The 24,904-nt window shown below is 75.9% G+C and carries 24 protein-coding genes; 16 read left to right on the top strand and 8 right to left on the bottom strand.

Going from position 1 to position 24,904, the window contains the following annotated elements; translation table 11 throughout:
- Positions 1-94: 94 nt before the first annotated feature.
- Together ACI79Z_RS03700 and ACI79Z_RS03695 are read left to right on the top strand one after the other, a co-directional pair.
- On the top strand, positions 95-1,105 hold the full coding sequence (locus tag ACI79Z_RS03700) for a glycine betaine ABC transporter substrate-binding protein (RefSeq protein WP_456901725.1): 1,011 nt from the start codon (positions 95-97) through the stop codon (positions 1,103-1,105).
- A gap of 84 nt (positions 1,106-1,189) precedes the next feature.
- The gene (locus tag ACI79Z_RS03695) at positions 1,190-2,182 is read left to right on the top strand and encodes a DUF6779 domain-containing protein (RefSeq protein ID WP_456901724.1); all 993 of its coding nucleotides are present in this window, start codon (positions 1,190-1,192) and stop codon (positions 2,180-2,182) included.
- A gap of 126 nt (positions 2,183-2,308) precedes the next feature.
- Here ACI79Z_RS03695 and ACI79Z_RS03690 read toward each other — a convergent pair whose 3' ends face one another.
- On the bottom strand, positions 2,309-3,055 hold the full coding sequence (locus ACI79Z_RS03690) for an SDR family oxidoreductase (protein WP_387987193.1): 747 nt from the start codon (positions 3,053-3,055) through the stop codon (positions 2,309-2,311).
- A 309-nt stretch (positions 3,056-3,364) separates the two neighbouring features.
- On the opposite strand from ACI79Z_RS03690, the gene ACI79Z_RS03685 reads away from it, so the two are divergent.
- The 6 genes from ACI79Z_RS03685 to ACI79Z_RS03660 are packed head-to-tail and all read left to right on the top strand — an operon-like array spanning position 3,365 to position 8,987.
- Complete coding sequence (locus ACI79Z_RS03685; RefSeq protein WP_456901723.1) at positions 3,365-4,309, top strand: Rossmann-like and DUF2520 domain-containing protein; 945 nt, start codon at positions 3,365-3,367, stop codon at positions 4,307-4,309.
- A gap of 17 nt (positions 4,310-4,326) precedes the next feature.
- Entirely contained in the window at positions 4,327-5,187 is an 861-nt protein-coding gene (gene panC / locus ACI79Z_RS03680) for a pantoate--beta-alanine ligase (RefSeq protein WP_456901722.1), read from the top strand.
- The gene (panD, locus tag ACI79Z_RS03675) at positions 5,184-5,609 is read left to right on the top strand and encodes an aspartate 1-decarboxylase (RefSeq protein ID WP_387987184.1); all 426 of its coding nucleotides are present in this window, start codon (positions 5,184-5,186) and stop codon (positions 5,607-5,609) included. The genes panC and panD overlap by 4 nt, the downstream gene beginning before the upstream one ends.
- The gene (locus ACI79Z_RS03670; protein WP_456901721.1) at positions 5,606-7,285 is read left to right on the top strand and encodes an L-aspartate oxidase; all 1,680 of its coding nucleotides are present in this window, start codon (positions 5,606-5,608) and stop codon (positions 7,283-7,285) included. Before panD ends, ACI79Z_RS03670 begins: the two co-directional genes overlap by 4 nt.
- Positions 7,282-8,187, top strand: coding sequence for a carboxylating nicotinate-nucleotide diphosphorylase (nadC, locus tag ACI79Z_RS03665; RefSeq protein ID WP_456901720.1), 906 nt, complete (start codon positions 7,282-7,284; stop codon positions 8,185-8,187). Before ACI79Z_RS03670 ends, nadC begins: the two co-directional genes overlap by 4 nt.
- A 5-nt stretch (positions 8,188-8,192) precedes the next feature.
- Positions 8,193-8,987, top strand: a complete 795-nt coding sequence (locus ACI79Z_RS03660; protein WP_387987176.1) for a type III pantothenate kinase — start codon at positions 8,193-8,195, stop codon at positions 8,985-8,987.
- Here ACI79Z_RS03660 and ACI79Z_RS03655 read toward each other — a convergent pair.
- Positions 8,984-9,778 carry a hypothetical protein gene (locus ACI79Z_RS03655; protein WP_387987173.1) on the bottom strand — a complete coding sequence of 265 codons (795 nt, stop codon included), beginning with the start codon at positions 9,776-9,778 and terminating at the stop codon, positions 8,984-8,986. The genes ACI79Z_RS03660 and ACI79Z_RS03655 overlap by 4 nt on opposite strands.
- 123 nt (positions 9,779-9,901) lie before the next feature.
- Here ACI79Z_RS03655 and lysS point away from each other — a divergent pair, with 123 nt between their 5' ends.
- From lysS to ACI79Z_RS03640, 3 genes are all read left to right on the top strand, one after another.
- The gene (gene lysS / locus ACI79Z_RS03650) at positions 9,902-11,404 is read left to right on the top strand and encodes a lysine--tRNA ligase (protein WP_387987170.1); all 1,503 of its coding nucleotides are present in this window, start codon (positions 9,902-9,904) and stop codon (positions 11,402-11,404) included.
- 161 nt (positions 11,405-11,565) lie between these two features.
- Positions 11,566-11,919, top strand: coding sequence for a histone-like nucleoid-structuring protein Lsr2 (locus ACI79Z_RS03645; RefSeq protein ID WP_456901719.1), 354 nt, complete (start codon positions 11,566-11,568; stop codon positions 11,917-11,919).
- 342 nt (positions 11,920-12,261) lie between these two features.
- Positions 12,262-14,802, top strand: a complete 2,541-nt coding sequence (locus ACI79Z_RS03640) for an ATP-dependent Clp protease ATP-binding subunit (protein ID WP_387987164.1) — start codon at positions 12,262-12,264, stop codon at positions 14,800-14,802.
- 164 nt (positions 14,803-14,966) lie between these two features.
- Here ACI79Z_RS03640 and ACI79Z_RS03635 read toward each other — a convergent pair whose 3' ends face one another.
- Positions 14,967-15,884: a GNAT family N-acetyltransferase gene (locus tag ACI79Z_RS03635; RefSeq protein ID WP_456901718.1), complete on the bottom strand. Its 918-nt coding sequence runs from the start codon at positions 15,882-15,884 to the stop codon at positions 14,967-14,969.
- Positions 15,885-15,956: 72 nt separating this feature from the next.
- Positions 15,957-16,832: an A/G-specific adenine glycosylase gene (locus ACI79Z_RS03630; protein ID WP_456901717.1), complete on the bottom strand. Its 876-nt coding sequence runs from the start codon at positions 16,830-16,832 to the stop codon at positions 15,957-15,959.
- A 77-nt stretch (positions 16,833-16,909) separates the two neighbouring features.
- Here ACI79Z_RS03630 and ACI79Z_RS03625 point away from each other — a divergent pair, with 77 nt between their 5' ends.
- Entirely contained in the window at positions 16,910-17,605 is a 696-nt protein-coding gene (locus ACI79Z_RS03625; RefSeq protein WP_456901716.1) for a MucR family transcriptional regulator, read from the top strand.
- A gap of 90 nt (positions 17,606-17,695) precedes the next feature.
- Here the strand turns inward: ACI79Z_RS03625 and disA are convergent, their stop codons facing one another.
- From disA to ACI79Z_RS03610, 3 genes are all read right to left on the bottom strand, one after another.
- Positions 17,696-18,784 carry a DNA integrity scanning diadenylate cyclase DisA gene (gene disA, locus ACI79Z_RS03620; protein ID WP_387987151.1) on the bottom strand — a complete coding sequence of 363 codons (1,089 nt, stop codon included), beginning with the start codon at positions 18,782-18,784 and terminating at the stop codon, positions 17,696-17,698.
- An 87-nt stretch (positions 18,785-18,871) separates the two neighbouring features.
- Positions 18,872-20,242 (bottom strand): DNA repair protein RadA, encoded by a 1,371-nt coding sequence (gene radA, locus ACI79Z_RS03615; RefSeq protein WP_456901715.1) that lies wholly within the window; start codon positions 20,240-20,242, stop codon positions 18,872-18,874.
- 77 nt (positions 20,243-20,319) lie between these two features.
- A complete protein-coding gene (locus tag ACI79Z_RS03610) occupies positions 20,320-21,006 on the bottom strand; it encodes a copper chaperone PCu(A)C (protein ID WP_387987146.1) in 687 nt (228 codons plus the stop codon).
- Positions 21,007-21,116: 110 nt separating this feature from the next.
- Here ACI79Z_RS03610 and ACI79Z_RS03605 point away from each other — a divergent pair, with 110 nt between their 5' ends.
- The 3 genes from ACI79Z_RS03605 to ACI79Z_RS03595 all read left to right on the top strand — a co-directional run bounded on the left by ACI79Z_RS03605 (position 21,117) and on the right by ACI79Z_RS03595 (position 23,417).
- Positions 21,117-21,737, top strand: a complete 621-nt coding sequence (locus ACI79Z_RS03605; protein WP_456901714.1) for a hypothetical protein — start codon at positions 21,117-21,119, stop codon at positions 21,735-21,737.
- A gap of 76 nt (positions 21,738-21,813) precedes the next feature.
- Entirely contained in the window at positions 21,814-22,434 is a 621-nt protein-coding gene (locus ACI79Z_RS03600) for an RNA polymerase sigma factor (protein ID WP_456901713.1), read from the top strand.
- Positions 22,431-23,417, top strand: coding sequence for a hypothetical protein (locus tag ACI79Z_RS03595; protein WP_456901712.1), 987 nt, complete (start codon positions 22,431-22,433; stop codon positions 23,415-23,417). Before ACI79Z_RS03600 ends, ACI79Z_RS03595 begins: the two co-directional genes overlap by 4 nt.
- 18 nt (positions 23,418-23,435) lie before the next feature.
- Here the strand turns inward: ACI79Z_RS03595 and ACI79Z_RS03590 are convergent, their stop codons facing one another.
- On the bottom strand, positions 23,436-24,281 hold the full coding sequence (locus tag ACI79Z_RS03590) for a UbiA family prenyltransferase (protein WP_456901711.1): 846 nt from the start codon (positions 24,279-24,281) through the stop codon (positions 23,436-23,438).
- Positions 24,282-24,411: 130 nt separating this feature from the next.
- On the opposite strand from ACI79Z_RS03590, the gene ACI79Z_RS03585 reads away from it, so the two are divergent.
- Positions 24,412-24,894: a CarD family transcriptional regulator gene (locus ACI79Z_RS03585; RefSeq protein WP_073418385.1), complete on the top strand. Its 483-nt coding sequence runs from the start codon at positions 24,412-24,414 to the stop codon at positions 24,892-24,894.
- Positions 24,895-24,904 lie beyond the last annotated feature (10 nt).

Below are 24,904 nucleotides of genomic sequence, written 5' to 3'. Positions count from 1 at the left end.
TGCGGGGACCCGCGGGTTGCATGGGCGCGCGGGCGACCCCCGCCAGACACGCGTCGCGGCCGCACGCCGCACGGGACACAGAAGGCGGAACACCATGCGCAGGCAGCGCGCACTCGCTCCTCTCCTGCTCACCGGCCTGCTCCTGACCGCCGCCTGCGGCGAGTCGGGCTCCTCGGGCACCGGCGGCTCGACCGCGAGCGGCTCGGCCGCCAGCGGCGACGCCTGCGCCCCGGTGGCCGGCGACCAGCTCGTCGTCCTCGAGGACGACCAGGAGCTGCAGAACGCGGACAACATCGTGCCGGCGGTGACCTCGGCCACCGCCGCGGCCAACCCGGCGCTGGTGCCGGCCCTCGACGCGGTCTCGGCCGCGCTGACCACCGACCAGCTCATCGACATGAACGCCGCCGTCGACCTGGAGCGGCGCAGCGCCGAGGACGTCGCGGCGCAGTGGGTCGAGGACAGCGGCGTGACCGAGGGCCTCGAGCAGGGCAGCGGGCCGGTCATCGTGGGCGCCGGCAACTTCACCGAGTCGACGGTCCTGGCCAACGTCTACGCCGGGGTCCTGCGGGCCGCGGGCTTCGACGCCACCGTGCGCGAGGTGGGCAACCGCGACCTCTACCTGCCGGCGCTGATCTCGGGCACCGACCTGCAGGTCTTCCCCGAGTACCTGGCCACCGTCACCGAGGCGCTCAACACCCAGGTCAACGGCCCCGACCCGACGCCGATCGCCAGCGGCGACGCCCAGGCCACCCGCGACGCGCTGCAGCCGCTGGCCGACCGGGTCGGGCTGACCTTCGGCACGCCGTCGGAGGCCGCCAACCAGAACGCCTTCGCCGTGACCCAGGAGTTCGCCGACCGACTCGGCGTGACCACGCTGTCGGAGCTCGCCGACGCCTGCGGCGACGGGTCGCTGGTCCTGGGCGGGCCGGCCGAGTGCCCGACCCGGCCGTTCTGCCAGCCGGGCCTCGAGGAGACCTACGGCCTGCAGTTCGCCGAGTTCCGCGAGTTCGACGCCGGCGGCCCGGCCACCAAGGCCGCCATCCAGCAGGGCGAGGTCTCGATGGGCCTGGTCTTCAGCTCCGACGCCGCCCTCGCGCAGGGCTAGCGGCAGCGGGCGGGCCCTCCGGCTGCGCCACACGGGACGATTCCGTGCCGCAGTCGGGGGCTCGCTCAGCGTTACCCTGAGGCCATGCGGACGGGGGGACGGCTGCGCGTCGCCGGGCAGGTGCTCGGGTGCGCGCTCGCCACCGCCGCGACCGCCGTCGTCTTCCTCAGCGACGACCCCCAGGTCCTGCGGGTGGCCGTGGTCGCCGTCGCCTGGGCCTGCCTGGGCGCCGCCTTCACGGCCGGACGCCGTCCGGAGCCGGACGGGGGTGGTCCCGACGTCGCCGCCCTCGAGGCGCGGCTGCGCCGGGCCCACGAGGCCGAGCGCGACCGCGAGGCGGCCGCGCACCGCGAGTCGGAGCGGCAGCTGGAGGCGCGGGTCCGCGGCGAGTCCGAGGCGTCGATGCGCCGAGAGCTCGACGGGCTGCGGTCCGAGGTGGCCGGGCTGCGCGGGGACCTCGCCGGCCTCGGCGCGCTGCACGCCGAGGTCGCCGCGATCGGCGCCCTGCGGACCGACCTGGCCGAGCTGGCCGGCCTGCGCGCCGACGTCGGCCGGCTGCGCGCCGAGCTGACCGAGCGGTCCGCGGGCGAGCTGTCCCCCACGGGCGAGTTGCACCACGCCGGCGAGATGCACATCGAGCGGGTGGTCATGCGCACCCAGTCGGTGCGGACCGGCCGCGAGCCCCTGGAGCCGGCGACCGCCGCCTGGCACGCCGCCGTCCCCCGTGAGCTGGGCGGCTGGCCCGGGCCGTCCGACGGCCCCGGTGCCGCGGTGCCGGCCACGGTCGCCGCCCCGCTCCCCGCGCCGGAGCCCGAGCCCGAGCCGGTCGCGCGCGTGGGAACGCCCCCGCCGGTGCCGCGCCGGCGCCGCACCGACCTGCCCGCCGACCTGCTGCCCCCGGCGCCGCAGGAGCAGCTGACCCTCGAGCGCCCCGCCGTGCACGCCGCCGCCGCGGGGCACGGCGGCCACGCGGTCCCGCCGGCCGACGACGAGGCCGGCGCGGCGCGGCTGGCGCAGATCCTCGCCGAGAGCGGGGTCACCCCCGGCGGCCGGCGCCGCCGATACCGCGACGCCTGACGAAGGACCCCTCGCCCCCCACCGCTCGCAGGCTCGCGCCAGGCCCCGTCCAGAGGCTCGCCGCGAGCTCGCGAGCGGTGAGGAGGACGGGGTCCTCCTGCCCGCGAGGGGCCGAGGGGCCGTCGGCTACGCCGGGCCGCGGGAGAGCGCGCCGCCGTCGAGCACGAGCGTCTGCCCGGTGACCCAGCCGGCGCCGAGCAGGTAGGCCGCGGCCTCCCCGACGTCCTCGGGCTCGCCCAGCCGGCCGGCCGGGTAGGCGCGGGCGGCCTCCTCCTCGCGCCCCTCGTAGAGGGCGCCGGCGAACCGGGTCTTCACCACCGCCGGGGCGACCGCGTTGACCGTCACCTTCGGGCCGAGCTCCACGGCCAGCTGGGTGACCAGGTTGACCAGCCCCGCCTTGCTGACGCCGTAGCCGCCGATCATCGGCGAGGCCTTGAGCCCGGCCACCGAGGCGACGACGAGGACCGAGCCGCCGTGCTCGGACATCCACGCCCGCCAGGCCTCCTGCACCAGGCCGAGCGTGCCGACGACGTTGGTGTCGAGGATCTTGCGGAACGCGTCGAGGTCGAGGTCCACCATCGGGCCGTAGACCGGGTTGATCCCGACGTTGCCGACCAGGTGGTCGAGGCTGCCGAACCGCTCGACCGCGGTGCGCACGGCCTCGGCGCGGTGTGCGGCGTCCCCGGCGTTGCCGGCCACGCCGACGGCGACGTCGGGTCCGCCGAGCGACGCGACGGCCTCCTCCAGCGCCTCGGCCTTGCGGGCGGTGAGCACCACGCGCGCCCCCCGGTCGACCAGGCTGCGGGCGATGGCCAGCCCGATGCCGCGGCTGCCGCCGGTGACCAGTGCGGTGCGTCCCTCGAACGTGCCCACGTCACTCCCTCGTGTCCGCCGGCGACCGCGTCGGCGCCGGTGCCGCCGCAACCGTAGGACCGCCCCCGGACGGGCTCCCCGCCCACCCCGGCGAGGAGAGCGTGAGCCACCCCACACCGCCGTTCCGTTGCAGGGGCCCCGGGGCCGACTCACACTCGCCTTCGGCGCGTCGCCCGCGTGACACACCCGGTCGCAGCGGACGGCCCGCCGGCACGACCCGCACCGCACCCGCACCACCCGGGCCGCCAACGACGACGGTCCGTCCACCGAGTCCGGTACCCGCCAGGGACTGGAACGAGAGGTGACCCGATGCCTGCTGCCCGCAGGACCCCCCGCGCTGCCGGGCTCGAGCCCGCCGACAGCGCCCCCGCCCGCCTCCGCGTCGGCGTCATCGGCGCCGGCCGCGTCGGCGCCGTCCTCGGGGCCGCGCTCGCCGCCGCCGGCCACGACGTGGTCGCCGCCTCCGGCGTCTCCACCGCCTCCGCCGAGCGCGCCGCCCGGCTGCTGCCCGGCACCCCGCTGCTGCCCGCCGACGAGGTGGTCGCCGCCGCCGACCTCGTGGTCCTCGCCGTCCCCGACGACACGCTGCCCGGCCTGGTCGCGGGCCTCGCCGAGACCGGGACCTGGCGGGCCGGCCAGCTGGCCTTCCACACCTCCGGCGCGCACGGCCTGGCCGCCCTCGCCCCCGCGGAGCGGGCCGGCGTCCTCCCGCTCGCCCTGCACCCGGCCATGACCTTCACCGGCGCCCCCGAGGACGCCGACCGGCTCGCCGGCGCCCCGTTCGGCGTCACCAGCCGCCCCGAGCACCGGCCGGTCGCCGAGACCCTGGTGCTGGAGATGGGCGGCGAGCCGTTCTTCGTCGCCGAGGACGACCGGCGGCTCTACCACGCGGCGCTGGTCACCGGCGCCAACCACCTGGTCACCCTCGTCGCCGAGGCCGCCGACCTGCTGCGCCAGGCCGGCGTCGACGCCCCGGCCCGGGTGCTCACCCCGCTGCTCACCGCCGCGCTGGACAACGGCCTGCGCCGCGGCGACCGCGGGCTCACCGGCCCGGTCAGCCGCGGCGACGTCGGCACGGTGGCCGACCACCTCGCGACGCTCACCGACCGGGCCCCCGAGTCGGTGGCCGCCTACGTCGCCATGGCGCAGCGGACCACCGAGCGGGCGCTGTCCGCCGGCCGGCTCAAGCGGCACGAGGGCGCGCCGCTGCTGGACCTGCTCCACGAGGCCGCCGACCCGGCCGGGTCGCGATGACCACGAGCACCACGGCTGTGTCGTCCACCCGCCCCACCGCCCCGTCCATCGCCGAGACGGCCGCCGACCTCGCCCGCCTGCGCGCCTCCCTGCGCGGCCCGGTGGCGCTGGTCCCGACCATGGGCGCCCTGCACGAGGGGCACCGCACGCTCGTCCGCGCCGCCCGCGAGCGGGCCGGCAGCGTCGTCGTGTCGGTGTTCGTCAACCCGACCCAGTTCGGCCCCGGCGAGGACCTCGACCGCTACCCGCGCACCTGGGACGCCGACCTCGCGGCGCTCACCGACGAGGGCGCCGACGTCGTCTTCCACCCGCCGGTCGACGAGGTCTACCCGCCCGGCTCGCTCGGCGTCACCGTCGACCCCGGCCCGCTCGGGTCGGTCCTCGAGGGCGCGGTCCGGCCCGGCCACTTCGCCGGCGTGCTGACCGTCGTCGCCAAGCTGTTCGGCCTCACCCGGCCCGACCTCGCCCTCTTCGGCGAGAAGGACTACCAGCAGCTGACGCTGGTCCGGGCGATGGTCCGCGAGCTGGCGCTGCCGCTGGAGGTGGTCGGCGTCCCGACCGTCCGCGAGGCCGACGGCACGGCGCTGTCCAGCCGCAACCGCTACCTGGCGCCGGAGGAGCGCGCCCGGGCCGCGACGTTGAACCGGGCGCTGCGTGCCGGGGCGGACGCCGGCCCGCGCGGCGCCGAGGCCGTCCTCGCCGCCGCCCGCGCGGTGCTGGCCGGCGCGCCCGAGCTGGTGCCCGACTACCTCGAGCTCACCGACCCCGACCTGGGCCCGGCCCCCGCGGCCGGCCCCGCCCGCCTCCTGCTGGCCGCCCGCGCCGGCAGCACCCGACTCCTCGACAACGTCCCCGTCACCCTGGGAGAGCCCCGATGATGCGCACCATGCTCAAGTCCAAGATCCACCGGGCGACGGTGACGCAGGCCGACCTGCACTACGTCGGCTCGGTGACGATCGACGAGGACCTGCTCGACGCCGCCGACCTCATCCCCGGCGAGCAGGTGGCGATCGTGGACGTCACCAACGGCGCCCGGCTGGAGACCTACGTCATCCCCGGCGAGCGGGGCAGCGGCGTCATCGGCATCAACGGCGCCGCCGCGCACCTGGTGCACCCCGGCGACCTGGTGATCCTGATCAGCTACGGCCTCATGGACGAGACCGAGGCCAAGAGCTACATCCCGAAGGTCGTGCACGTCGACGGCGACAACCGCGTCGTCGAGCTGGGCGGGGACCCCTCGGCCCCGGTGCCGGGCGCGGCCGACCAGCGGCGCAGCGACCTCGGCGTCCCCGTCCGGTGACCCTGGCGGCCCCGACCGTCAGCGGCCTGCCCACCCGGCTGGCCGCCCCCGCGCCCGGCTGGGAGCTGTCGGCCGACGTCTGCGTCGTCGGCTCCGGCGTCGCGGGCCTGTGCGTCGCGTTGCACGCCCGGGCCGCCGGGCTGTCGGTCGCCGTCGTCACCAAGGTCCGCGTCGACGACGGGTCGACCCGCTGGGCGCAGGGCGGCATCGCCGCGGTGCTCGACCCGGCCGACAGCCCCGAGGCGCACGCCCGCGACACCGAGGTCGCCGGCGTCGGGCTGTGCGAGCCCGACGCCGTGCGCACCCTGGTGACCGAGGGCCCGGCGCGGCTGCACCAGCTCATCGGCTGGGGCGCCGGCTTCGACCGCGACCCGTCGGGCCGCCTGCTGCTCACCCGCGAGGGCGGGCACACCGCCGACCGGATCGTGCACGCCGGCGGCGACGCCACCGGCGCCGAGGTCATGCGCGCCCTGTGCGAGGCCGTGCACGCCGACCCCGGCATCACCCTCGTCGAGCACGCGATGGTGCTCGACCTGCTCACCGACGCCGGCGGCCGGGCCGCGGGCGTCACCCTGCACGTCCTCGGCGAGGGCACCGAGGACGGCGTGGGCGCGGTCCGCGCGCGGGCCGTCGTCCTCGCCACCGGCGGGATGGGCCAGGTCTACGCCGCGACGACGAACCCCGCGGTGTCCACCGGCGACGGCGTGGCCCTGGGCCTGCGCGCCGGCGCGGTGGCCACCGACCTGGAGTTCGTGCAGTTCCACCCGACGTCGCTGTACCGCGGCCCGGGCGCCCGCGGGCAGCAGCCGCTGGTCAGCGAGGCGCTGCGCGGCGAGGGCGCGGTGCTGCGCGACGGGGCGGGGGAGCGGTTCATGGCCGGTGTCCACCCGCAGGCCGAGCTCGCGCCGCGCGACGTCGTCGCCAAGGCCATCACCCGCGTGCAGCTGCGCGACGGCGTCGACCACGTGTGGCTCGACGCCCGGCACGTCCCCGGCCTCGCCGAGCGGTTCCCGACCATCGTGGCCAGCTGCCGCGCCATCGGGGTCGACCCGGTCACCGACCTGGTGCCGGTCACGCCCGCCGCGCACTACGCCTCCGGCGGCCTGGTCACCGACCTGGCCGGCCGGACCACCGTCCCCGGGCTCTACGCCTGCGGCGAGGCGGCCTGCACCGGGGTGCACGGCGCCAACCGGCTGGCGTCGAACTCGCTCCTCGAGGGGCTGGTGTTCGCCGCCCGCATCGGCGCGGAGCTGGCCCGCTCGCTGCCCCCGGCCGCGCCGGCCCGCGCGGCCGCCGCCGGCACCTCGGGCCTGCTGGACCCCGCCGGGCGGCGCACGGTCACCGAGACGATGTCCGCCCGGGTCGCGGCGCTGCGCTCGGGCGCCGGGCTGGCCGGGGCCACCGGCGTGCTCGCCGGACTGGCGGCCGGGCTGGCGGCCGCCCCAGGCGCCGCGCCCGGCGTGGCGAGCTGGGAGGCCACCGACCTGCTCACCGTCGCGAGCGCCCTCACCGCCGCCGCCGGCGCCCGGGAGGAGACCCGCGGCTGCCACTGGCGCGAGGACCACCCCGCCACCGAGGAGGACTGGCGGGTGCACCTCGACGTCCGCCTCGACGACGACGGCCGGCTGCGCCTGACCCGCCGGCCCGTGGGGACCCCCGTGGTGCCGCCGTGGTGACCGCCGACCCGCGGTCGCTGGCGGGCACCGGGCTGGCCGAGGCCTGGGTCGACGACCTGGTCGAGCGCACGCTGGCCGAGGACCTCGCCGGCGGGGCCGTCCTGCCCGGCGCGCCGGACCTGGCCGTCGCACTCGACGTCACCAGCGCCGCCACCGTGCCCCCGGCGCAGTACGGCACCGCCGACCTCGTCGCCCGCGCCGACGGCGTCGTCGCCGGCCTGCCCGTCGCCGCCCGCGTGTTCACCCGCCTCGCGCCCGGCGCCACGCTCACCGCCGGCGCGGCCGACGGCGACCGGGTGACCCGCGGGGACGTGCTGCTGACCGTCCGCGGCCCCGTGCGGGCGCTGCTGGCCGCCGAGCGCAGCGCGCTGAACATCGCCAGCCGGGCCAGCGGCATCGCCACCGCCACCCGCGCCTGGGTGGACGCCGTCGAGGGCACCGGCGCCGTCGTCCTCGACACCCGCAAGACCACCCCGGGGCTGCGCCCGCTGGAGAAGTACGCGGTGCGCTGCGGCGGCGGGTCGAACAAGCGCATGGGCCTCTACGACGTCGCGATGGTGAAGGACAACCACGTCGCCGCCGCGGGCTCGGTCGCGGCCGCCGTCGCCGCCGTGCGCGAGCGGGCGCCGCGGGTGCCGGTGCAGGTCGAGGCGGACACCCCCGCGCAGGCGGTCGAGGCGGTCGAGGCCGGCGCGGACTTCCTGCTGCTGGACAACATGCCGCCCGCGCAGCTGCGCGAGGTGGTGGCGCTGGTCGGCGGGCGCGCGGAGCTCGAGGCCACCGGCGGGCTGACCCTCGCCGTCGCCCGCGAGGTCGCCGCGACCGGCGTGGACTTCCTGTCGGTCGGCGCGCTCACCCACTCCTCGCCGATCCTCGACCTCGCGCTCGACCTGCGGAGCTGACCGGCGTGCTGCTCACCGTCGACGTCGGCAACAGCCAGACCGTGCTGGCCACCTTCGACGGGGCCCGGCGGGTCGGGTGCTGGCGCGTGACGACGCACGCGCGGGCCACCTCCGACGAGATCCGCATGCTGTGGCGCGGGCTGCTGCGCGACACCGAGGTCACCGGCGTCGCCGCCTGCTCCACCGTGCCGGCGCTGCTGCCCGCGCTGCGGCAGCTGCTGGACTCGCTCGAGGTGCCGGTGGTGCTCATCGGCCCCGGCGTGCGCACCGGCGTCCCGCTGCACGTCGACAACCCGCGCGAGGTCGGCGCCGACCGCGTGGTCACCGCGCTGGCCGCGCACGAGCTGTTCGGCCGGGCGCCCGACGGCAGCGGCCGCCCCGTCGTGGTGGTCGACTTCGGCACCTCCACCAATGTCGACGCCGTCGGCCCGGAGGGTCAGTTCCTCGGCGGCGCGCTGGCCCCGGGTGTCGAGGTCAGCCTCGAGGCGCTGGCCACCCGCGCGGCGCAGCTGCGGTCGGTGGAGCTCACCGTCCCGGCGCAGGCGATCGGCAAGAACACCGTCGCCGCGCTGCAGTCGGGGCTGGTCCTCGGCTTCGCCGGCCTGGTCGACGGGCTGGTCGGCCGGATCGCCGGCGAGCTGGTCGCGCAGTTCGGCGACCCGCCGGTCGTCGTCGCCACCGGGGGCCTGGCGCCGCTGGTGGCCGACAGCTGCCGCACCGTCGGCGAGCGCGAGCCCGACCTCACCGTGCACGGCCTGCGGCTGGCCTTCGAGCGCGCCCAGGCCGGCGGCCGCCGCTAGGCGGGAGCCGGGCTCGCCGGCAGCACGGTGCCCAGGCCGATGCCGCGGGCGCGCAGCCGCCGCAGCTCCACCGTGGCCAGCGCGGCGCTGATCAGCGGCCCGACGACGGCGAACGCGACGGCCACCGGGACCGGCATGCCGGCGTCCTCGGGGTCCCAGAGGCCGACGACGCCCAGGACGAGGACGACGACCGCCACCGCGATCTCGGTCAGCCCGCGCAGCGTCGGGTGCCCGTCGACGGCGCAGAACCAGTGGACGACGACCAGCCGGCCGGCCACCCAGATCGTCGCCCAGACGGCGACGAGGGCGGTCCAGCCGAGGGCGAGGGTCACGAGCGCCATCAGCCCGCTCGGCTGCACCTGGGTGAGGACCAGCCAGACGAGCCCGCCGGCCAGCACGAGGCCGGCCACCGACCCGCCCAGCCGGCCCAGCGGCACCCGGAGGTTGGCGGCCTGCTGCCGGCGCAGGGGCGGCGGGGTGAGGAACAGGATCACCGCCATCGGGACGAGCATCGCGACGCCGCCGATCGCCGCGGAGCGCATCACCGACAGCACGATGCGCGAGACCTGGTCGGTCACACTGCCCAGCCCGCCCCACTGCAGCTGGGCGACGGTGAGGATCGCGATGCCCCAGGCGCCGCGCAGCGCGGCCAGCCGCTCGAGCTGGTGGTCGCGGACGGCGAAGCGGTCGGCCGGGGTGAACACGCGGCGGTGGAAGTCCGCGGTCCTGCGCCACACCGCCGCGGTCCACGTGGCGATGCCGGTGACGATCCAGCCGACGATGCTGCCCACCCATGCCTCCGGGGTCCCGCCGCGCCGCCGGACCGTCGCGGTCTCGGAACGGTAGCGACCGACGGGGCCCTGGGGAGGGAGTCCGGCGGGGTGTCGCGGCGCACGGCCGTAGGCTCGGACGACGTGACCGACGAACCCCCGGGCCTCCCGGACGACGAGCTCCCCGAACAGCTCCGGGTCCGCCGCGCCAAGCTCGACCGGCTGCGCGAGTCCGGCGTCGACCCCTACCCGGTCACGGTGGCGCGCACCACCTCGCTGGCCGACGTCCGGGCCAAGCACCCCGACCTCGAGCCCGACACCACGACCGGCGAGCGGGTCGGCGTCACCGGCCGGGTCATCTTCAGCCGCAACACCGGCAAGCTCTGCTTCGCGACGCTGCGCGAGGGCGACGCCGAGCTGCAGGTCATGCTCTCCCGCGACCGGGTGGGCCAGGAGGCGCTGGACGCCTGGAAGGCCGACGTCGACCTCGGCGACCACGTCTTCGTCGAGGGCGAGGTCGGGACGTCCCGGCGCGGCGAGCTGTCGGTGTTCGCCGACTCCTGGCGGATGGCGGCCAAGGCGCTGCGCCCCCTGCCGGTGGCGCACAAGCCGATGAGCGAGGAACTGCGGGTCCGCCGCCGCTACGTGGACCTCATCGTCCGCGACGAGGCGCGCCGCACCGTCCGGCAGCGCGCGCAGGTGATGGCCGCGCTGCGCTCCGGGCTCACCGGCCGCGGTTTCCTCGAGGTCGAGACGCCGATGCTGCAGACCGTGCACGGCGGTGCCGCCGCCCGGCCGTTCCGCACGCACATGAACGCCTTCGACCTCGACCTGTACCTGCGGATCGCGCCGGAGCTGTTCCTCAAGCGCTGCATCGTGGGCGGGCTCGAGAAGGTCTTCGAGATCAACCGCAACTTCCGCAACGAGGGCGCCGACAGCTCGCACTCGCCGGAGTTCGCGATGCTCGAGTTCTACGAGGCCTGGGCCGACTACTCCGACGTCGCCCGCACCACCCGCGAGCTGATCCAGGAGTGCTGCGCGGCGCTGTTCGGCGACCACACCGCCCGCCACCACGACGGCACCGAGGTCGACCTGTCGGGGGAGTGGCCGCAGGTGCCGCTGTACTCGCTCGTCGGCGACGCCGTGGGCGAGGAGGTCACCCCGGAGACGCCGGTGGAGCACCTGCGGGCCCTCGCCGAGCGGCACGACGTCGGCGTCGACCCGGCCTGGCTGCCCGGCAAGGTCGTCGAGGAGCTCTTCGAGGCGCTGGTGCAGGACTCCCTGCAGGCCCCCACGTTCGTCGTCGACTACCCGGTGGACACCTCGCCGCTGACCCGCGCGCACCGCACGACGCCGGGGCTGGCGGAGAAGTGGGACCTCTACATCGGCGGGATCGAGCGCGGCACCGGCTACTCCGAGCTGGTCGACCCGGTGGTCCAGCGCGAGCGGTTCACCCAGCAGGCGCTGCTGGCCGCGGCCGGCGACCCCGAGGCCATGGTGCTCGACGAGGACTTCCTCGAGGCCCTCGAGTACGGGATGCCGCCCAGCGGCGGGGTCGGCATGGGCATCGACCGGCTGATGATGACGCTCACCGGCCTCGGTATCCGCGAGACGATCCTGTTCCCCTTGGTCCGCCCCATTTCCTGACGGGTTCCGTTCCGCTCGCCCGAATTCCTCCCCGAAAAGGGCGACCCACCGTCGGGGATTGCTCCCTCCCCTCACTTCTGTGGTGGAATGTGCGCGTCGCCCGGATCCGGGTGGCTGCAATTGTCCGGCCACGGGGGCCGAGAGGGAGTGAGGAAAGCGGAATGGCGCGCAAGGTCCAGGTGATCCTGAGTGACGACCTCGACGAGGACCTCCCCGCGGACGAGACGGTGAGTTTCTCGCTCGACGGCACGAACTACGAGATCGACCTGTCCGAGAAGAACGCGGAGGAACTGCGCAACGCCTTCTCCCGGTACGTGCAGGCCGCCCGCAAGGTCGGCCGTGGCAGCGGCCGGGCCTCCGGTGCCGGCCGGTCCCGGGCCACCGGTGGCGGCGGCCGGATGGACCGCGAGCAGGCCGGTGCGATCCGCGACTGGGCCCGGAAGAACGGCCACAACGTCAGCGACCGCGGCCGCATCCCGGCCAGCGTCGTCGAGGCCTACGAGGCCGCCCACTGACGGAGGGCCCCTCCCACCCCTCGCGCCGCTCGGGGTGGGCCCCTGCGAGGGGCCGTTCCAGCACGTCACCGACGGCCCGGTCCCCGCGCGGGGGCCGGGCCGTCGGCGTCCCCGGGTGACGCGCCGTCCGCTGTCGGCGTAACCCCGCCGGAACACCGGCCCGCCACCATCGGTTGGACCGGGCGAGCCACCCACCGCACCGCCGGTCGCCGCCGACGGGACGGCGTGGTCCGTGACTACAGTGGAACGACCGGTGCCCCAGCGCGCCGACGGACGTCGGGTGCTCCTCCCCGCTCGTGGGGAGGGACGTGCCGGACCAGCCGGTCAGAGGAGAAGCAGCAGATGTTCGAACGGTTCACCGACCGAGCCCGACGGGTGGTCGTCCTGGCGCAGGAAGAGGCCAGGATGCTCAACCACAACTACATCGGCACCGAGCACATCCTCCTGGGCCTGATCCACGAGGGTGAGGGCGTCGCTGCCAAGGCCCTCGAGTCGCTCGGCATCTCGCTCGAGGGTGTCCGCCAGCAGGTCGAGGAGATCATCGGCCAGGGCCAGCAGGCCCCGTCCGGGCACATCCCCTTCACCCCGCGGGCGAAGAAGGTGCTCGAGCTGTCCCTGCGCGAGGCGCTGCAGCTCGGCCACAACTACATCGGCACCGAGCACATCCTGCTCGGCCTGATCCGCGAGGGCGAGGGCGTGGCCGCCCAGGTCCTCGTGAAGCTGGGCGCCGACCTCAACCGCGTCCGCCAGCAGGTCATCCAGCTGCTCTCCGGCTACCAGGGCAAGGAGCCGGCCTCGGCCGGCGGTCCCTCGGAGGGCACGCCGTCGACGTCGCTGGTGCTCGACCAGTTCGGCCGCAACCTGACGCAGGCCGCGCGCGACTCCAAGCTCGACCCGGTCATCGGGCGGGCCAAGGAGATCGAGCGCGTCATGCAGGTCCTCTCGCGGCGGACCAAGAACAACCCCGTCCTCATCGGCGAGCCCGGCGTCGGCAAGACCGCCGTCGTCGAGGGCCTGGCCCAGGCGATCGTCAAGGGCGAGGTCCCCGAGACGCTGAAGGACAAGCAGCTCTACACCCTCGACCTCGGCGCCCTGGTCGCCGGGTCGCGCTACCGCGGTGACTTCGAGGAGCGCCTCAAGAAGGTGCTCAAGGAGATCCGCACCCGCGGCGACATCATCCTGTTCATCGACGAGATCCACACCCTCGTCGGTGCCGGTGCCGCCGAGGGCGCGATCGACGCCGCCAGCATCCTCAAGCCGATGCTGGCCCGCGGTGAGCTGCAGACCATCGGCGCCACCACGCTCGACGAGTACCGCAAGCACCTGGAGAAGGACGCCGCGCTCGAGCGCCGCTTCCAGCCGATCCAGGTGGGCGAGCCGACGCTCACCCACACGATCGAGATCCTCAAGGGCCTGCGCGACCGCTACGAGGCGCACCACCGGATCAGCATCACCGACGGCGCCCTCGTCGCCGCCGCCACGCTGGCCGACCGGTACATCTCCGACCGCTTCCTGCCGGACAAGGCGATCGACCTGATCGACGAGGCCGGCGCCCGGATGCGGATCAAGCGGATGACCGCCCCGCCGGACCTGCGCGAGTTCGACGACCGGATCGCCGGCATCCGCCGCGAGAAGGAGTCCGCGATCGACGCGCAGGACTTTGAGAAGGCCGCGTCGCTGCGCGACAAGGAGAAGACCCTCCTGGCCGAGAAGGCCGAGCGGGAGAAGGCGTGGAAGGCCGGCGACATGGACGTCGTCGCCGAGGTCGACGACGAGCAGATCGCCGAGGTGCTGGCCAACTGGACCGGCATCCCCGTCTTCAAGCTCACCGAGGAGGAGACGACCCGTCTGCTCCGCATGGAGGACGAGCTCCACAAGCGGATCATCGGCCAGGAAGAGGCCATCAAGAGCGTCAGCCAGGCGATCCGGCGCACCCGCGCGGGCCTCAAGGACCCGCGTCGCCCCGGTGGCTCGTTCATCTTCGCCGGCCCCTCGGGTGTCGGTAAGACCGAGCTCGCCAAGGCGCTCGCCAACTTCCTGTTCGGCGAGGACGACGCGCTCATCCAGATCGACATGGGCGAGTTCCACGACCGGTTCACCGTGTCGCGGCTCGTCGGTGCCCCTCCCGGCTACGTCGGTTACGACGAGGGTGGCCAGCTGACCGAGAAGGTGCGGCGCAAGCCGTTCTCGGTGGTCCTCTTCGACGAGATCGAGAAGGCCCACGCCGACGTCTTCAACACGCTGCTGCAGGTGCTGGAGGACGGCCGCCTCACCGACGGTCAGGGCCGGATCGTGGACTTCAAGAACACGATCCTGATCCTCACGACCAACCTCGGTACGCGGGACATCTCCAAGGCGGTCGGCCTCGGCTTCCAGGCCGGGAACGACGACCAGTCGAACTACGAGCGCATGAAGACGAAGGTCCACGACGAGCTCAAGCAGCACTTCCGGCCTGAGTTCCTCAACCGCATCGACGACATCGTCGTGTTCCACCAGCTGACCGAGGCCGAGATCATCCAGATCGTCGACCTGATGCTCGCCCGCGTGGAGAGCCAGCTGAGCAACAAGGACATGTCGCTCGAGGTCACCCAGGAGGCCAAGAAGCTCCTGGCGGCCCGCGGGTTCGACCCCGTGCTGGGCGCCCGGCCGCTGCGCCGGACCATCCAGCGCGAGATCGAGGACGCGCTGTCGGAGAAGATCCTCTACGGGGAGCTGACCGCCGGTCAGATCGTCGTGGTGGACGTCGAGGGCGAGGGCACCGCCGCGAAGTTCACCTTCCGCGGCGAGACCAAGCCGATCGACCTGCCCGACACGCCGCCGGTGGCGCTGACCGTCGGCGACGACGAGGACGGCACCCAGGGCCCGTCGCTCCGCAAGGAGTGAGCAGGTAGCTCCACCGACAGGGGCCGTCTCCCGTGAGGGAGGCGGCCCCTGCCGCGTCCCAGGGGCCGAGGGTGGCTCCCGGGCGACCACCCGGTGCGGACGCCGGTGGACGGCGAGGTGACCGCCGGTGCCGTCGTGTGTCGTCGCCGGGGGACGTGATCGGGTCAGCGGGGGACGGCGACCGGGCCGAGGTCCACGGCGCGGTGCACCCGGGTGCCGGTGACGACCATCCCGACCCGCTCGTACAGGCCGAGGGCGCCGGTGCGGGAGTCGGTGGACAGTTCGCAGCGCGTGGCGCCGTGCCGGCGGGCGTCGGCGAAGGCGTCCGCGAGGAGGGCCCGGGCCAGCCCGAGTCCGCGCCGGTCCCGGCGCGCCGCGAGCTCGTCGACGCAGCCGTCCGCGCCACCGGTGACCAGGAAGCAGGCGCCGACCACGTCGCCACGCGGGTCCACGACGACCCGGAGGTGCCACGGCTCGAACCCGGGCCGGCGCACGGTCGTCGCGGCGAAGTCGTCGAACGACCGCCGGTCCCGCTGCGACCACTCGAGGAAGGCGTCCTCGACCACCGCCCAGGCGGCCCGGTGGTCCGCCTCGCCGTCCGCCGTCCGGAGGGAGTACCCGTCCGGCAGGGGCCGGGTCCCGATCCGCCTGTCCCCGGGGAGCTCCAGCAGCCACGAGGTCCACCGGACGTGGTGGCCGAGGCGCTCCAGCAGGACGTCCGCGGGGGAGCCCTGCGGCACGGTGATGCCGAGGACCGGGGCGCCGCGCTCGCCTGCCAGTCGCCGGGTCCAGGCGGCCAGTGCCGTCCCGATGCCTCGTCCGCGGTACCGCGGGTGCACGGCGGCACCCCCGCGTCCCTCGCCCGAGACCTCCGCGTAGGCGACCAGCCGGCCGCCGTCGAAGACGCCGAGCGTGCCGGCCGGTACGTCGGAGCCGGGGCGCTGCCAGTCCCCGACGACGTCGGCCTCCTCGATCAGGACGACGCCGACGTCGTGCAGCTCCTGCGCGGCCGTCACCTCGTGCACGGCACGGGCGTCGTCCCTGGTCAGGGGTCGGGCGGTGAGGTCCCCGGGCAGCTGCACGGGCCACGGTGAACCGTGCCGCGGGGTCGTCGCGCGAGCGGGTCCGGGCGGCGCGAGGCGTCGCGGGTCCGGTCAGTGGGGGAGTCGGAAGAGGCCGTCGTCGGTCTGCTCGACCAGTCCGTCGGCCAGCAGGGAGTCCAGGCACCGGGACCGCTGCACCGCGTCGTCCCAGGCTGCGTCCAGGGCCGGGGCGGGCACCGGACCGTCGGCGGCGCGCAGGACGTCCAGCAGCCGCCCGCGGACCTGCCGGTCGGTCCCCGCGAACCGCTGCACCCGCCTCGGCGGCCCCTCGGCGGCCGGGTAGCCGGCCAGCCGCCAGGCGCACCGGTCCCGCACCGGACAGACCCCGCACCGCGGTGTGCGGGCCACGCAGACCAGCGCGCCGAGCTCCATGGCCGCCACCGAGAACCGGCACGCCCGCTCCCGGTCCGCCGGCGCCAGCGCCGCGACGTCGGTCAGGTCGGAGGCGCGGGCGGTCCCGGCCTCGGCGCGGCCGTGCACCAGCCGGGCCACCACCCGCCGCACGTTGGTGTCCACGACCGGCTGTGGCCTCCCGTGGCCGAAGCAGGCCACCGCCCGGGCCGTGTACGTCCCGATGCCCGGCAGCGCCTCCAGGGCCGCCACGTCGGCCGGGACGGCGCCTCCGTGCCGCTCGGTGAGGGCGACGGCGGTCTCCCGCAGCCGCAGCGCCCGCCGCGGGTAGCCGAGTTTGCCCCAGGCGCGGATCACCTCGGCCGGCGACGCGGCGGCCAGCGCGGCCGGGGTGGGCCAGCGCTCCGTCCAGGCGCGCCACACCGGCTCGACCCGCGCCACCGGCGTCTGCTGCAGCATCACCTCGCTGACCAGCACCGCCCACGGGTCCACGCCGGGCCGCCGCCACGGCAGGTCGCGGGCCGCCGTGTCGTACCAGTCGACGAGGGCGTCCCCGAGTCCGGCGGTGCTGCTCACGGGGGTCCAGTGTGCCCGGCCCGGACCGCGGCGTGCCCTGTCGGGACGGCCGGCGCCCGCCGACTACGGTCGCCTTCGTGCTGCACCCGGTCGGGCCCCTGCCGGCCGCCGTCTACTGGCGACGGCGGCTGCTCGTGCTCCTCCTGCTCGTCGCCGTCCTCGGCGGCGGGAGCTGGCTCGGGGTGGCGCTGCTGGGCGGCGGCCCGGAGGGCTCGGCCTCGGCCGCCGGCACCTCGGAGGCGGCGTCGACGGCGCCGGCCGCCGCGGAGCCGCCCGCACTCGACCGGGTCCTCCCGTCGCTGGCCAGCGTGCAGACCCCCACCCCGCCACCCACCCCGACGCCCGCCCCGCCCCCGGCGCCTGCCGCCCCGGTGCAGGAGGCCGGCGCCCCGTGCGGCGACGACGTGGTCGCGCTGGAGGTGCGCACGCCGGGCACGGTCGCCTCCGGGTCCTCGCCGACGCTGGAGCTCGTCGTCACCAACACCGCCGCGGTGCCGTGCACCCGCGTGCTGGACAAGCAGCTGCAGGAGATGGTGCTGCTCGACGCGGCCGGCACCCGGCTGTGGGGCAGCAACGACTGCCGGCCCGAGACCAGCAGTGACACCCGCACGCTGCAGCCCGGTGAGCAGGTGGTGTTCCCGCTGGTCTGGACCGGCCTGACCAGCGAGCCGACCTGCACCGCCGAGCGCGTGCCGGTGGCCCCGGGTCAGTACGTGCTGCGCGCCCGGCTGGACACCGAGACCAGCCCGGACGCCGTCCTCACCATCACCTGACGAGGGACGTCCCTGCCCCCCACCGCTCGCAGGCTCGCGGCGGGTCCCAGCGGGAGGCCGTTCTAGCACGTCGCCGGTGGTGGGCCGCGCTCAGCTGTAGCGGTCGAGGATCGAGGTCTCGGCCAGCCGGGACAGGCCCTCGCGGATGCCCCGGGCGCGGGCCTCGCCGACGCCCTCGACGGCGAGCAGGTCCTCGATGGTGGCGGCCAGCAGCTTCTGCAGGCCGCCGAAGTGGTCGACCAGGCGGTCGATGATCGCCGCGGGCAGCCGCGGCACCCGGGCCAGCAGCCGGTAGCCGCGCGGGCTGACGGGGGAGTCCAGCGCGTCGGCCGAGGTGGGCAGCCCGTAGCAACGCGAGACGGCGGACAGGTCCAGCAGCTCGGTGGCCGACAGCGCCCGCAGCTCGGCGAGCACGTCCTCGATGGTGCGCGGCCGGCGGGTGCCCGCGGCGGGCAGGTAGTCGCGCACCAGCAGCGCGCGGTCCTCCTCGACGCCGGCGAGCATCTCGTCGAGCTGCAGGGCCAGCAGCCGGCCGTCGGTGCCCAGCTCGACGACGAAGCCCTCGATCTCGTCGGCGATCCGCCGGACCATCTCCAGCCGCTGGCTGACGCTCATCGCGTCGCGGACGGTGACCAGGTCCTCGATCTCCAGCGCCGAGAGGGTGCTCGCGACCTCGTCGAGGCGCAGCTTGTACCGCTCCAGCGCCGCGAGGGCCTGGTTGGCGCGGGCGAGGATCGTCGTCGGGTGCTCGAGCGTGTAGCGCCGGCCGGCCACGTAGACGCTGATGATGTGCATCGACTGGCTGACCGAGATCACCGGGAACCCGGTCTGCACGGCCACCCGCTCGGCGGTGCGGTGCCGGGTGCCCGACTCCTCGGTGGGCACGGTCGGGTCGGGCATCAGGTGCACGCCGGCCCGGACGATGCGCAGCCCGTCGGAGGACAGGATCACCGCGCCGTCCATCTTGGCCAGCTCGCGCAGCCGGGTGGCCGACAGCGCGACGTCCAGGGCGAACCCGCCGGTGCAGATGGACTCCACCACCCGGTCGTAGCCGAGCACGATCAGGGCGCCGGTGCGGCCGGCCAGGATGCGCTCCAGGCCGTCGCGCAACGCGGTCCCCGGGGCGATGCGGCCGAGCAGTTCGCGCAGGGCGACCTCGGAGTCCACAGCGGGGGGCACGGGCGCTCCTGACGTCGTCGTGGTACGGCGCCTGAGTCTACGTGGCACGCCGACCTGCCGGTCGTGAGCGGGGGGTGGTGAGCGGGCTCACCCGGGGAAGAGCCCGGCGAGCGCCGCTCCCAGGTCGGGCACCTCCATGAGCCGGATGCCCTTGGGGGCCTGGCCGGCGTCCGGCGGGACCAGCGCGAGCCGGTAGCCCTGGCGGGCGGCCTCGGCCAGCCGCCGTCCGGTGCCGCCGACCCGCCGGATCTCACCGGACAGACCCACCTCGCCCAGCGCGATCATCCCCTCCGGCAGCGGGGTGTCCCGCGACGCCGAGGCGATGGCCAGCGCGAGCGCGAGGTCGGCCGCCGGCTCGGCGATCTTCACGCCGCCGACGGAGGCGGCGAACACGTCGGCGTCGGCCAGCCGGACGCCGCCGCGCCGCTCGACGACGGCGTTGACCATCGCCACGCGCTGGGAGTCCAGCCCGCTGACCGCCCGCCGCGGCGAGCCGCCGCCGGTGTTCTGGGCGACGAGGGCCTGCACCTCGGCCAGCAGTGGCCGGCTGCCCTCCATGGTCACCGTGACGCAACTGCCGGGCACCGAGGCGGTGCGGCGCGAGACGAACAGGTGGGAGGGGTCGGGGACGCCGACCACCCCGCCGTCGCCGATCTCGAAGCAGCCGATCTCGTCGGCCGGGCCGAACCGGTTCTTGGTGGCGCGCACCAGGCGCAGCGTGGAGTGCCGCTCGCCGTCGAAGGACACGACGACGTCGACCAGGTGCTCCAGCGCCCGGGGCCCGGCGATCGCGCCGTCCTTGGTGACGTGGCCGACGAGGATCGTCGTCATCCCGCGGGACTTGGCGACGGCGGTGAGCGCGGTGGCCACCGAGCGGACCTGGGTGGCGCCGCCGTCGGTGCCCTCGACCGCGGAGGAGCGGACCGTCTGCACGCTGTCGAGCACCAGCAGCGAGGGCGCCACCTGCTCGACGTGGGCGAGGACGGCCGACAGCTCGGTCTCGGCGGCGAGGTACAGCCGGTCGTGCAGCGCGCCGATCCGCTCGGCGCGCAGCCGCACCTGCGCGGCGGACTCCTCGCCCGAGACCACCAGCGTGGGCCCGTTGGACTCCGCCACCCGGTGGGCGACCTCGAGCAGCAGCGTGGACTTGCCGACGCCGGGCTCACCGGCGACGAGGACCACCGCGCCGGGCACCAGGCCGCCGCCGAGGACGCGGTCGAACTCGGCGATGCCGGTGGGCACCGCCCGCGCGCCGTCGAGCTGGACCTGGGCGATCGGCCGGGCGGGCGCGGTGACCGGGCCGGCGGCGACCGAGCGCAGTGCCGGCGCGGCGGGCCCGACCTCCTGCAGCGTGCCCCAGGCCTGGCACTCCGGGCACTTGCCCATCCACTTCGCCGACGAGAAGCCGCACTCGGTGCAGCGGTGGGCGGGACGGGCGGACTTCACTCCAGAGGGCACGCCGCCACGGTAGGTGGGGGTACCGACACTCCCGGGGAGGCCGGACGGGTCACTCCGGTCCGGTCACTCCAGGCCGGCTACTCGGCCTGGGTGTCCTCCTCGCTCTCCGGGTTCTCCGGCTCGAGGCCCTCCTCGAAGTCGAACGCCTCGCCACGGTCGATCTCCTCGTCGGGACCGGCCACCAGCACCTGCGTGGTGATGTCGCCGGCCTGCTCGAAGGACAGGGTGAGCGTCAGGGTCTGCCCGGCCGTCAGCTCCTCGCTGAGGTCCTGCAGCGTGACCGTCGCGCCGTCCTCGCGCCCGATGTACAGCGCGGTGTCGGCCGGGATGTCGAGCGACACCCGGGTGCTCGCCGTGGAGCCGGCGGAGGGCGACGCACCCGGGGTGGCGCCGGTGCTGCCCGGCGTCGGGGTGGCCGTGGGGGAGCTGCCGGCGGGCGACGACGGCGAGGGGGTCGGGCCGGTCGCCGACACCAGCACGCCGCCGAAGCCCTCGCCCTCGATGCCGGTGAGGGTGTCGTCGGAGTTCGAGGCGTTGACGATCGTGACGATCAGCTCGGCGTCGTCGCCCTCCTCGTAGCGGCCGTTCTCCGGCGGAGCCAGCAGGATCTGGCGCAGCAGGATGTCCTCCACCTGCGCCTGGGGGCCGACCTTGTCGCGGTCCTGGGTGCCGGTCTGCGAGACCTGGCCGGCGCTGCAGGCGCCGAGCGCGACCGGGCTGAGGACGAGGGCACCCATCACGGCGGCGCGCAGCGCGCGGTTCACAGCGGTCGACCTCCACGGGGGAAACAGCAGCCGGCCACCGTGCGTCTCGATGGCCCGAGTCGCGCCGAGCCTAACGGTCCACCCACCACGTCCGCCGGGAGGTGAGGCCGATGGGGCGCCCAGGACCCGGCGCCGGAGGCGAGCCGCGCGACCCGGCCCTCGCTGACTTCCCCGAACGGTCGCCCGGTACGCGCCGGTGGACCTCCGCCGACCAGCCCGGCCCGCACCTCCTCGACGCGCCCGGCCGGCCGGTGCTCCCGGTGGAGTCGGAGGCGGTGTCCGCCCGCCGCCGGTTCCACCGGCAGGAGGCCCACCTCGTGCTGTCCGCGCTGCGCCACCGGGCCGCCGAGCTGGGGGACCGGGGCGACGTCCACCAGGTCACCACCTGCGCCGAGGCCCCGGACCGCCACGACGAGCCGCTGAGCGCCTGCGCGCCCACCACCTGGAGCAGCCGCGACCACGTCCTGCGCCACCCCGGCGTGCAGGTGCTCGCCGCGCGCGGCTCCGTGAGCAGCCAGGCCGGGGTCGCCCGGTGGGCGGAGGGCCGCGGCCGCCGCGGCGAGGACGCCTGCCCCTCCTACACCGCCGGCTGCTGGGCCTTCCTCGAGCGCGACCGCGAGCGGCTGGCCGGCAACCGGCGGATGCGCCGTCCGCTGCAGGGCCTGGACCGGTCGGAGGACCTGCCGATCGTGGTCGAGCAGGAGGTCGCCCGGGGCACCGCCGCCCCCTGATCGGGGGACGGACGGTCCAGTTCCGCGTCGGGCCTGCCGATGCCTCCCCTGCACGGGGACGGCACGGGAGGTGCGGATGGCGGTCGGAGCCGCGTTCGACGACGTCCTCGCGGCGGCCCGGACGGGCGCCGCGTGGGCCTTCGAGGTGCTGTACCGGGACCTGTCCCCGGTGGTCACCGGCTACCTGCGGCTGCACGGCGCACCGGACCCCGACGACCTGGCCAGCGAGACGTTCCTCGCGGTCTTCCGCGGGCTGTCCGGCTTCACCGGCGACGAGGCGGGGCTGCGGTCGTGGGTGTTCACCATCGCCCACCGGCGGCTGGTCGACGACCTGCGCCGGCGCAGCCGCCGCCCGCAGCTCGCCGACGGGGGCGCGGACCTGCTCCCCGAGGTCGCCGGCGGGGACGTGGAGGACGACGTCCTGGCCCGGCTGGGCGCCGAGACGGTGCACCGGCTGTGCGCCGGCCTCCCCGAGGACCAGCGCTCGGTCCTGCTGCTGCGGGTCCTGGCCGACCTCACCGTCGAGCAGGTCGCCGCGGTGATCGGCCGCTCCGTGGCCTCGGTCAAGGCGCTGCAGCGGCGCGGCCTGCGCCGGCTGCGCGAGGAGCTGGAGCCGGCCGGGACCACCCCGACGAGGGAGACGACGACGGGCCGCGCACCCCTGCGGGCCCGTCCGGCGATGACGGGGGCGAGATGACCACGCCAGCCGACGCCCGGACCGCCGAGCAGGCCCTCGCGGCCTGCCTCGCCGGCCGGCCCGTGCCCGAGGGCGCGCAGTACCTGGCCGCGTTCACCGACGCGGTCCGGTCCTCCGCCACCGCGCCGGGCCGCCCGAACGCGGCCCTGGCCGAGCTGCTGGCGACCGGTCTGCTCACCGACCAGTCGGACCCGTCCACGCGGACGACCGGGCACCCCGCCCGGGCCTCACGGAAGAGACCCCACGTGTTCACCACCTCCCTCGCCGTCAAGTTCGCCGCGCTCTCCGCGGTCGCCAAGGCCGCCGTCGCCGGTGGGGCGGTCGCGGTCGCCCTGACCGCGGGCACCACCGCCGCCGTCGTCCTGCCCGAGGACACCGCCCCCGCCCTCGTCGAGAGCAGCGAGACCACCGACGGCACCGCCACGGACGGCACCGCCACCGACGACACCGCCACCGACGGCACCGCCACGGACGGCACCGCCACCGACGACACCGCCACCGAGGACCCGACCGGCGGGGAGGGCGACGCCTCCACCGACGGGGGCACCGGGGACGGCACCGGGGACGGCGCCGAGGAGGAGCCCGCCACCGAGCCCACGACCCCCGAGGACGACCCGCTCGCCGGCGTCGACGAGGGGCGGTCCTTCGGTCACCTCGTGCACGCGATCGTGGCGGCGAGCCGGGCGTCCGGCACCAAGGTCGGCCCTGACGTCAGCGCCGCGGCGCACGCTCGCAACACGGCCCGCCAGGAGGCCCGCCAGGGCACCGTGACCGAGCAGCCGGAGACCCAGCCGGTCACCGAACCCGTCACCGAGGAGCCGGCGACCGGGGAGCAGGAGGCCGTGACCCCGGCGCCCGCGCCCGAGGAGCCCGTCGCCACCACCTCGACCGGCGGCAACGGCCACGGCCAGGGCAACGGCGGCGGCAACGGCGGCGGCAACGGCAACGGCAACGGAAACGGGAACGGCAACGGCAGGAAGTGACCGACGGCGGGGCCGCGCTCAGGTGAGCGCGGCCCCGCCCGCCAGCAGCAGCACCACGTCGAGCACGGTCAACAGCATCACCGCGGGGAAGGCCAGCCGGCGGAAGGGCGCCGTCCCGGCCAGGGCGGCGACGGCGACCGCGGGCACCGCCAGCACCAGCCCCGCCCAGCCCCACCACGCGGGCGGGCCGGCCGGGCCGAGCACGAGCACCAGCGACGCCGTCCCGAGCAGCAGTGCACCCACCACCGCCGACACGCGGGGACCCAGCCGGTGCGGCAGACCGCGCACCCCGGTCGCCAGGTCGTCGGCGATGTCGGGGGCCACGTTGGCGAGGTGGGCCGCCGCGCCCAGCGCCGCGCCGGCGGCCGGCAGCCACCACGGCGCGGCCGGGACGCCCGGCGCCGCGGCCACCACCCCGGCGGGCAGGGCGCCGAAACCGGTGACGTAGGGGAGCCCGGAGGCCACCGTGCGCTTCAGACCCGCGTTGTAGGCCCACCCGCTGGCCACCAGCACCAGCAGCAGCAGTCCCGGCACCCAGCCGAGCGCCAGGGACAGGACGACGGCCGCGCCGGCCGCGCCGAGGGCCGCCCCGCGCAGCGTGGCGGGGGCCACGGCGCCCTGCACGACCGGCTTGTCGGCCCGCGCGACGGCGAGGTCGCGGTCGGCGTCGAGCCAGTCGTTGCTCCACCCGATGGACGCCTGACCTGCGAGGACGGCCAGTCCCACGAGCACCGTGCGCCCCGGGGACACCTGCGCGGTGACCGCGAGGAGGGTCGCCACGACGGTGACCGCGACCGCCGGCGGCGCGTGCGTGGCCAGGACGAGCGCGCGGACGGAGGCGCCCCGCGAGGCCCGTGCAGGCACACCGACCACGCCCTGTCAACCCCTCCCCAGTACTTCATCAGGCCTCTGACCTGCGGATATCCACCGGCCGACCGTTCCGGCCGTCAGTGTGCCGTGCTAACCTGGTTGCAGCGAAAGGGGTCACACACACATGGGCTTCACTGTCGGCGAGACCGTCGTCTACCCGCACCACGGTGCCGCTCTGATCGAGGCGATCGAGACGCGGGTCATCAAGGGCGAAGAGAAGGCCTACCTCGTGCTGAAGGTCGCCCAGGGCGACCTCACCGTGCGCGTGCCGGCCGACAACGCAGAGATCGTCGGCGTCCGTGACGTCGTCGGTCAGGACGGGCTCAACCGCGTGTTCGAGGTCCTGCGGGCCCCGCACACCGAGGAGCCGACCAACTGGTCGCGCCGCTACAAGGCCAACCTCGAGAAGCTGGCCTCCGGCGACGTCAACAAGGTGGCCGAGGTCGTCCGCGACCTGTGGCGCCGCGACAAGGACCGCGGCCTCTCCGCCGGCGAGAAGCGGATGCTGTCCAAGGCCCGCCAGATCCTGGTCAGCGAGCTCGCGCTCGCCGAGGGGACCAACGAGGACAAGGCCGAGGTGCTGCTCGACGAGGTCCTCGCCAGCTGACCCCTGCACC

The sequence above is a fragment of the Geodermatophilus sp. SYSU D00663 genome (genome assembly GCF_054050655.1).
The sequence above is the reverse complement of the archived record's forward strand: the minus strand, read 5'-3'. Positions and strand labels throughout refer to the sequence as shown.

Excerpts from the sequence above, each read along its gene's own strand:
- ACI79Z_RS03685 (WP_456901723.1), top strand. The coding sequence starts at position 3,365 with ATGCCTGCTGCCCGCAGGACCCCCCGCGCTGCCGGGCTCGAGCCCGCC.
- panD (WP_387987184.1), top strand. The coding sequence starts at position 5,184 with ATGATGCGCACCATGCTCAAGTCCAAGATCCACCGGGCGACGGTGACG.
- ACI79Z_RS03640 (WP_387987164.1), top strand. The coding sequence starts at position 12,262 with ATGTTCGAACGGTTCACCGACCGAGCCCGACGGGTGGTCGTCCTGGCG.
- ACI79Z_RS03585 (WP_073418385.1), top strand. The coding sequence starts at position 24,412 with ATGGGCTTCACTGTCGGCGAGACCGTCGTCTACCCGCACCACGGTGCC.
- ACI79Z_RS03600 (WP_456901713.1), top strand. The coding sequence starts at position 21,814 with ATGGCGGTCGGAGCCGCGTTCGACGACGTCCTCGCGGCGGCCCGGACG.
- ACI79Z_RS03605 (WP_456901714.1), top strand. The coding sequence starts at position 21,117 with ATGGGGCGCCCAGGACCCGGCGCCGGAGGCGAGCCGCGCGACCCGGCC.
- ACI79Z_RS03645 (WP_456901719.1), top strand. The coding sequence starts at position 11,566 with ATGGCGCGCAAGGTCCAGGTGATCCTGAGTGACGACCTCGACGAGGAC.
- ACI79Z_RS03695 (WP_456901724.1), top strand. The coding sequence starts at position 1,190 with ATGCGGACGGGGGGACGGCTGCGCGTCGCCGGGCAGGTGCTCGGGTGC.
- ACI79Z_RS03595 (WP_456901712.1), top strand. The coding sequence starts at position 22,431 with ATGACCACGCCAGCCGACGCCCGGACCGCCGAGCAGGCCCTCGCGGCC.
- ACI79Z_RS03700 (WP_456901725.1), top strand. The coding sequence starts at position 95 with ATGCGCAGGCAGCGCGCACTCGCTCCTCTCCTGCTCACCGGCCTGCTC.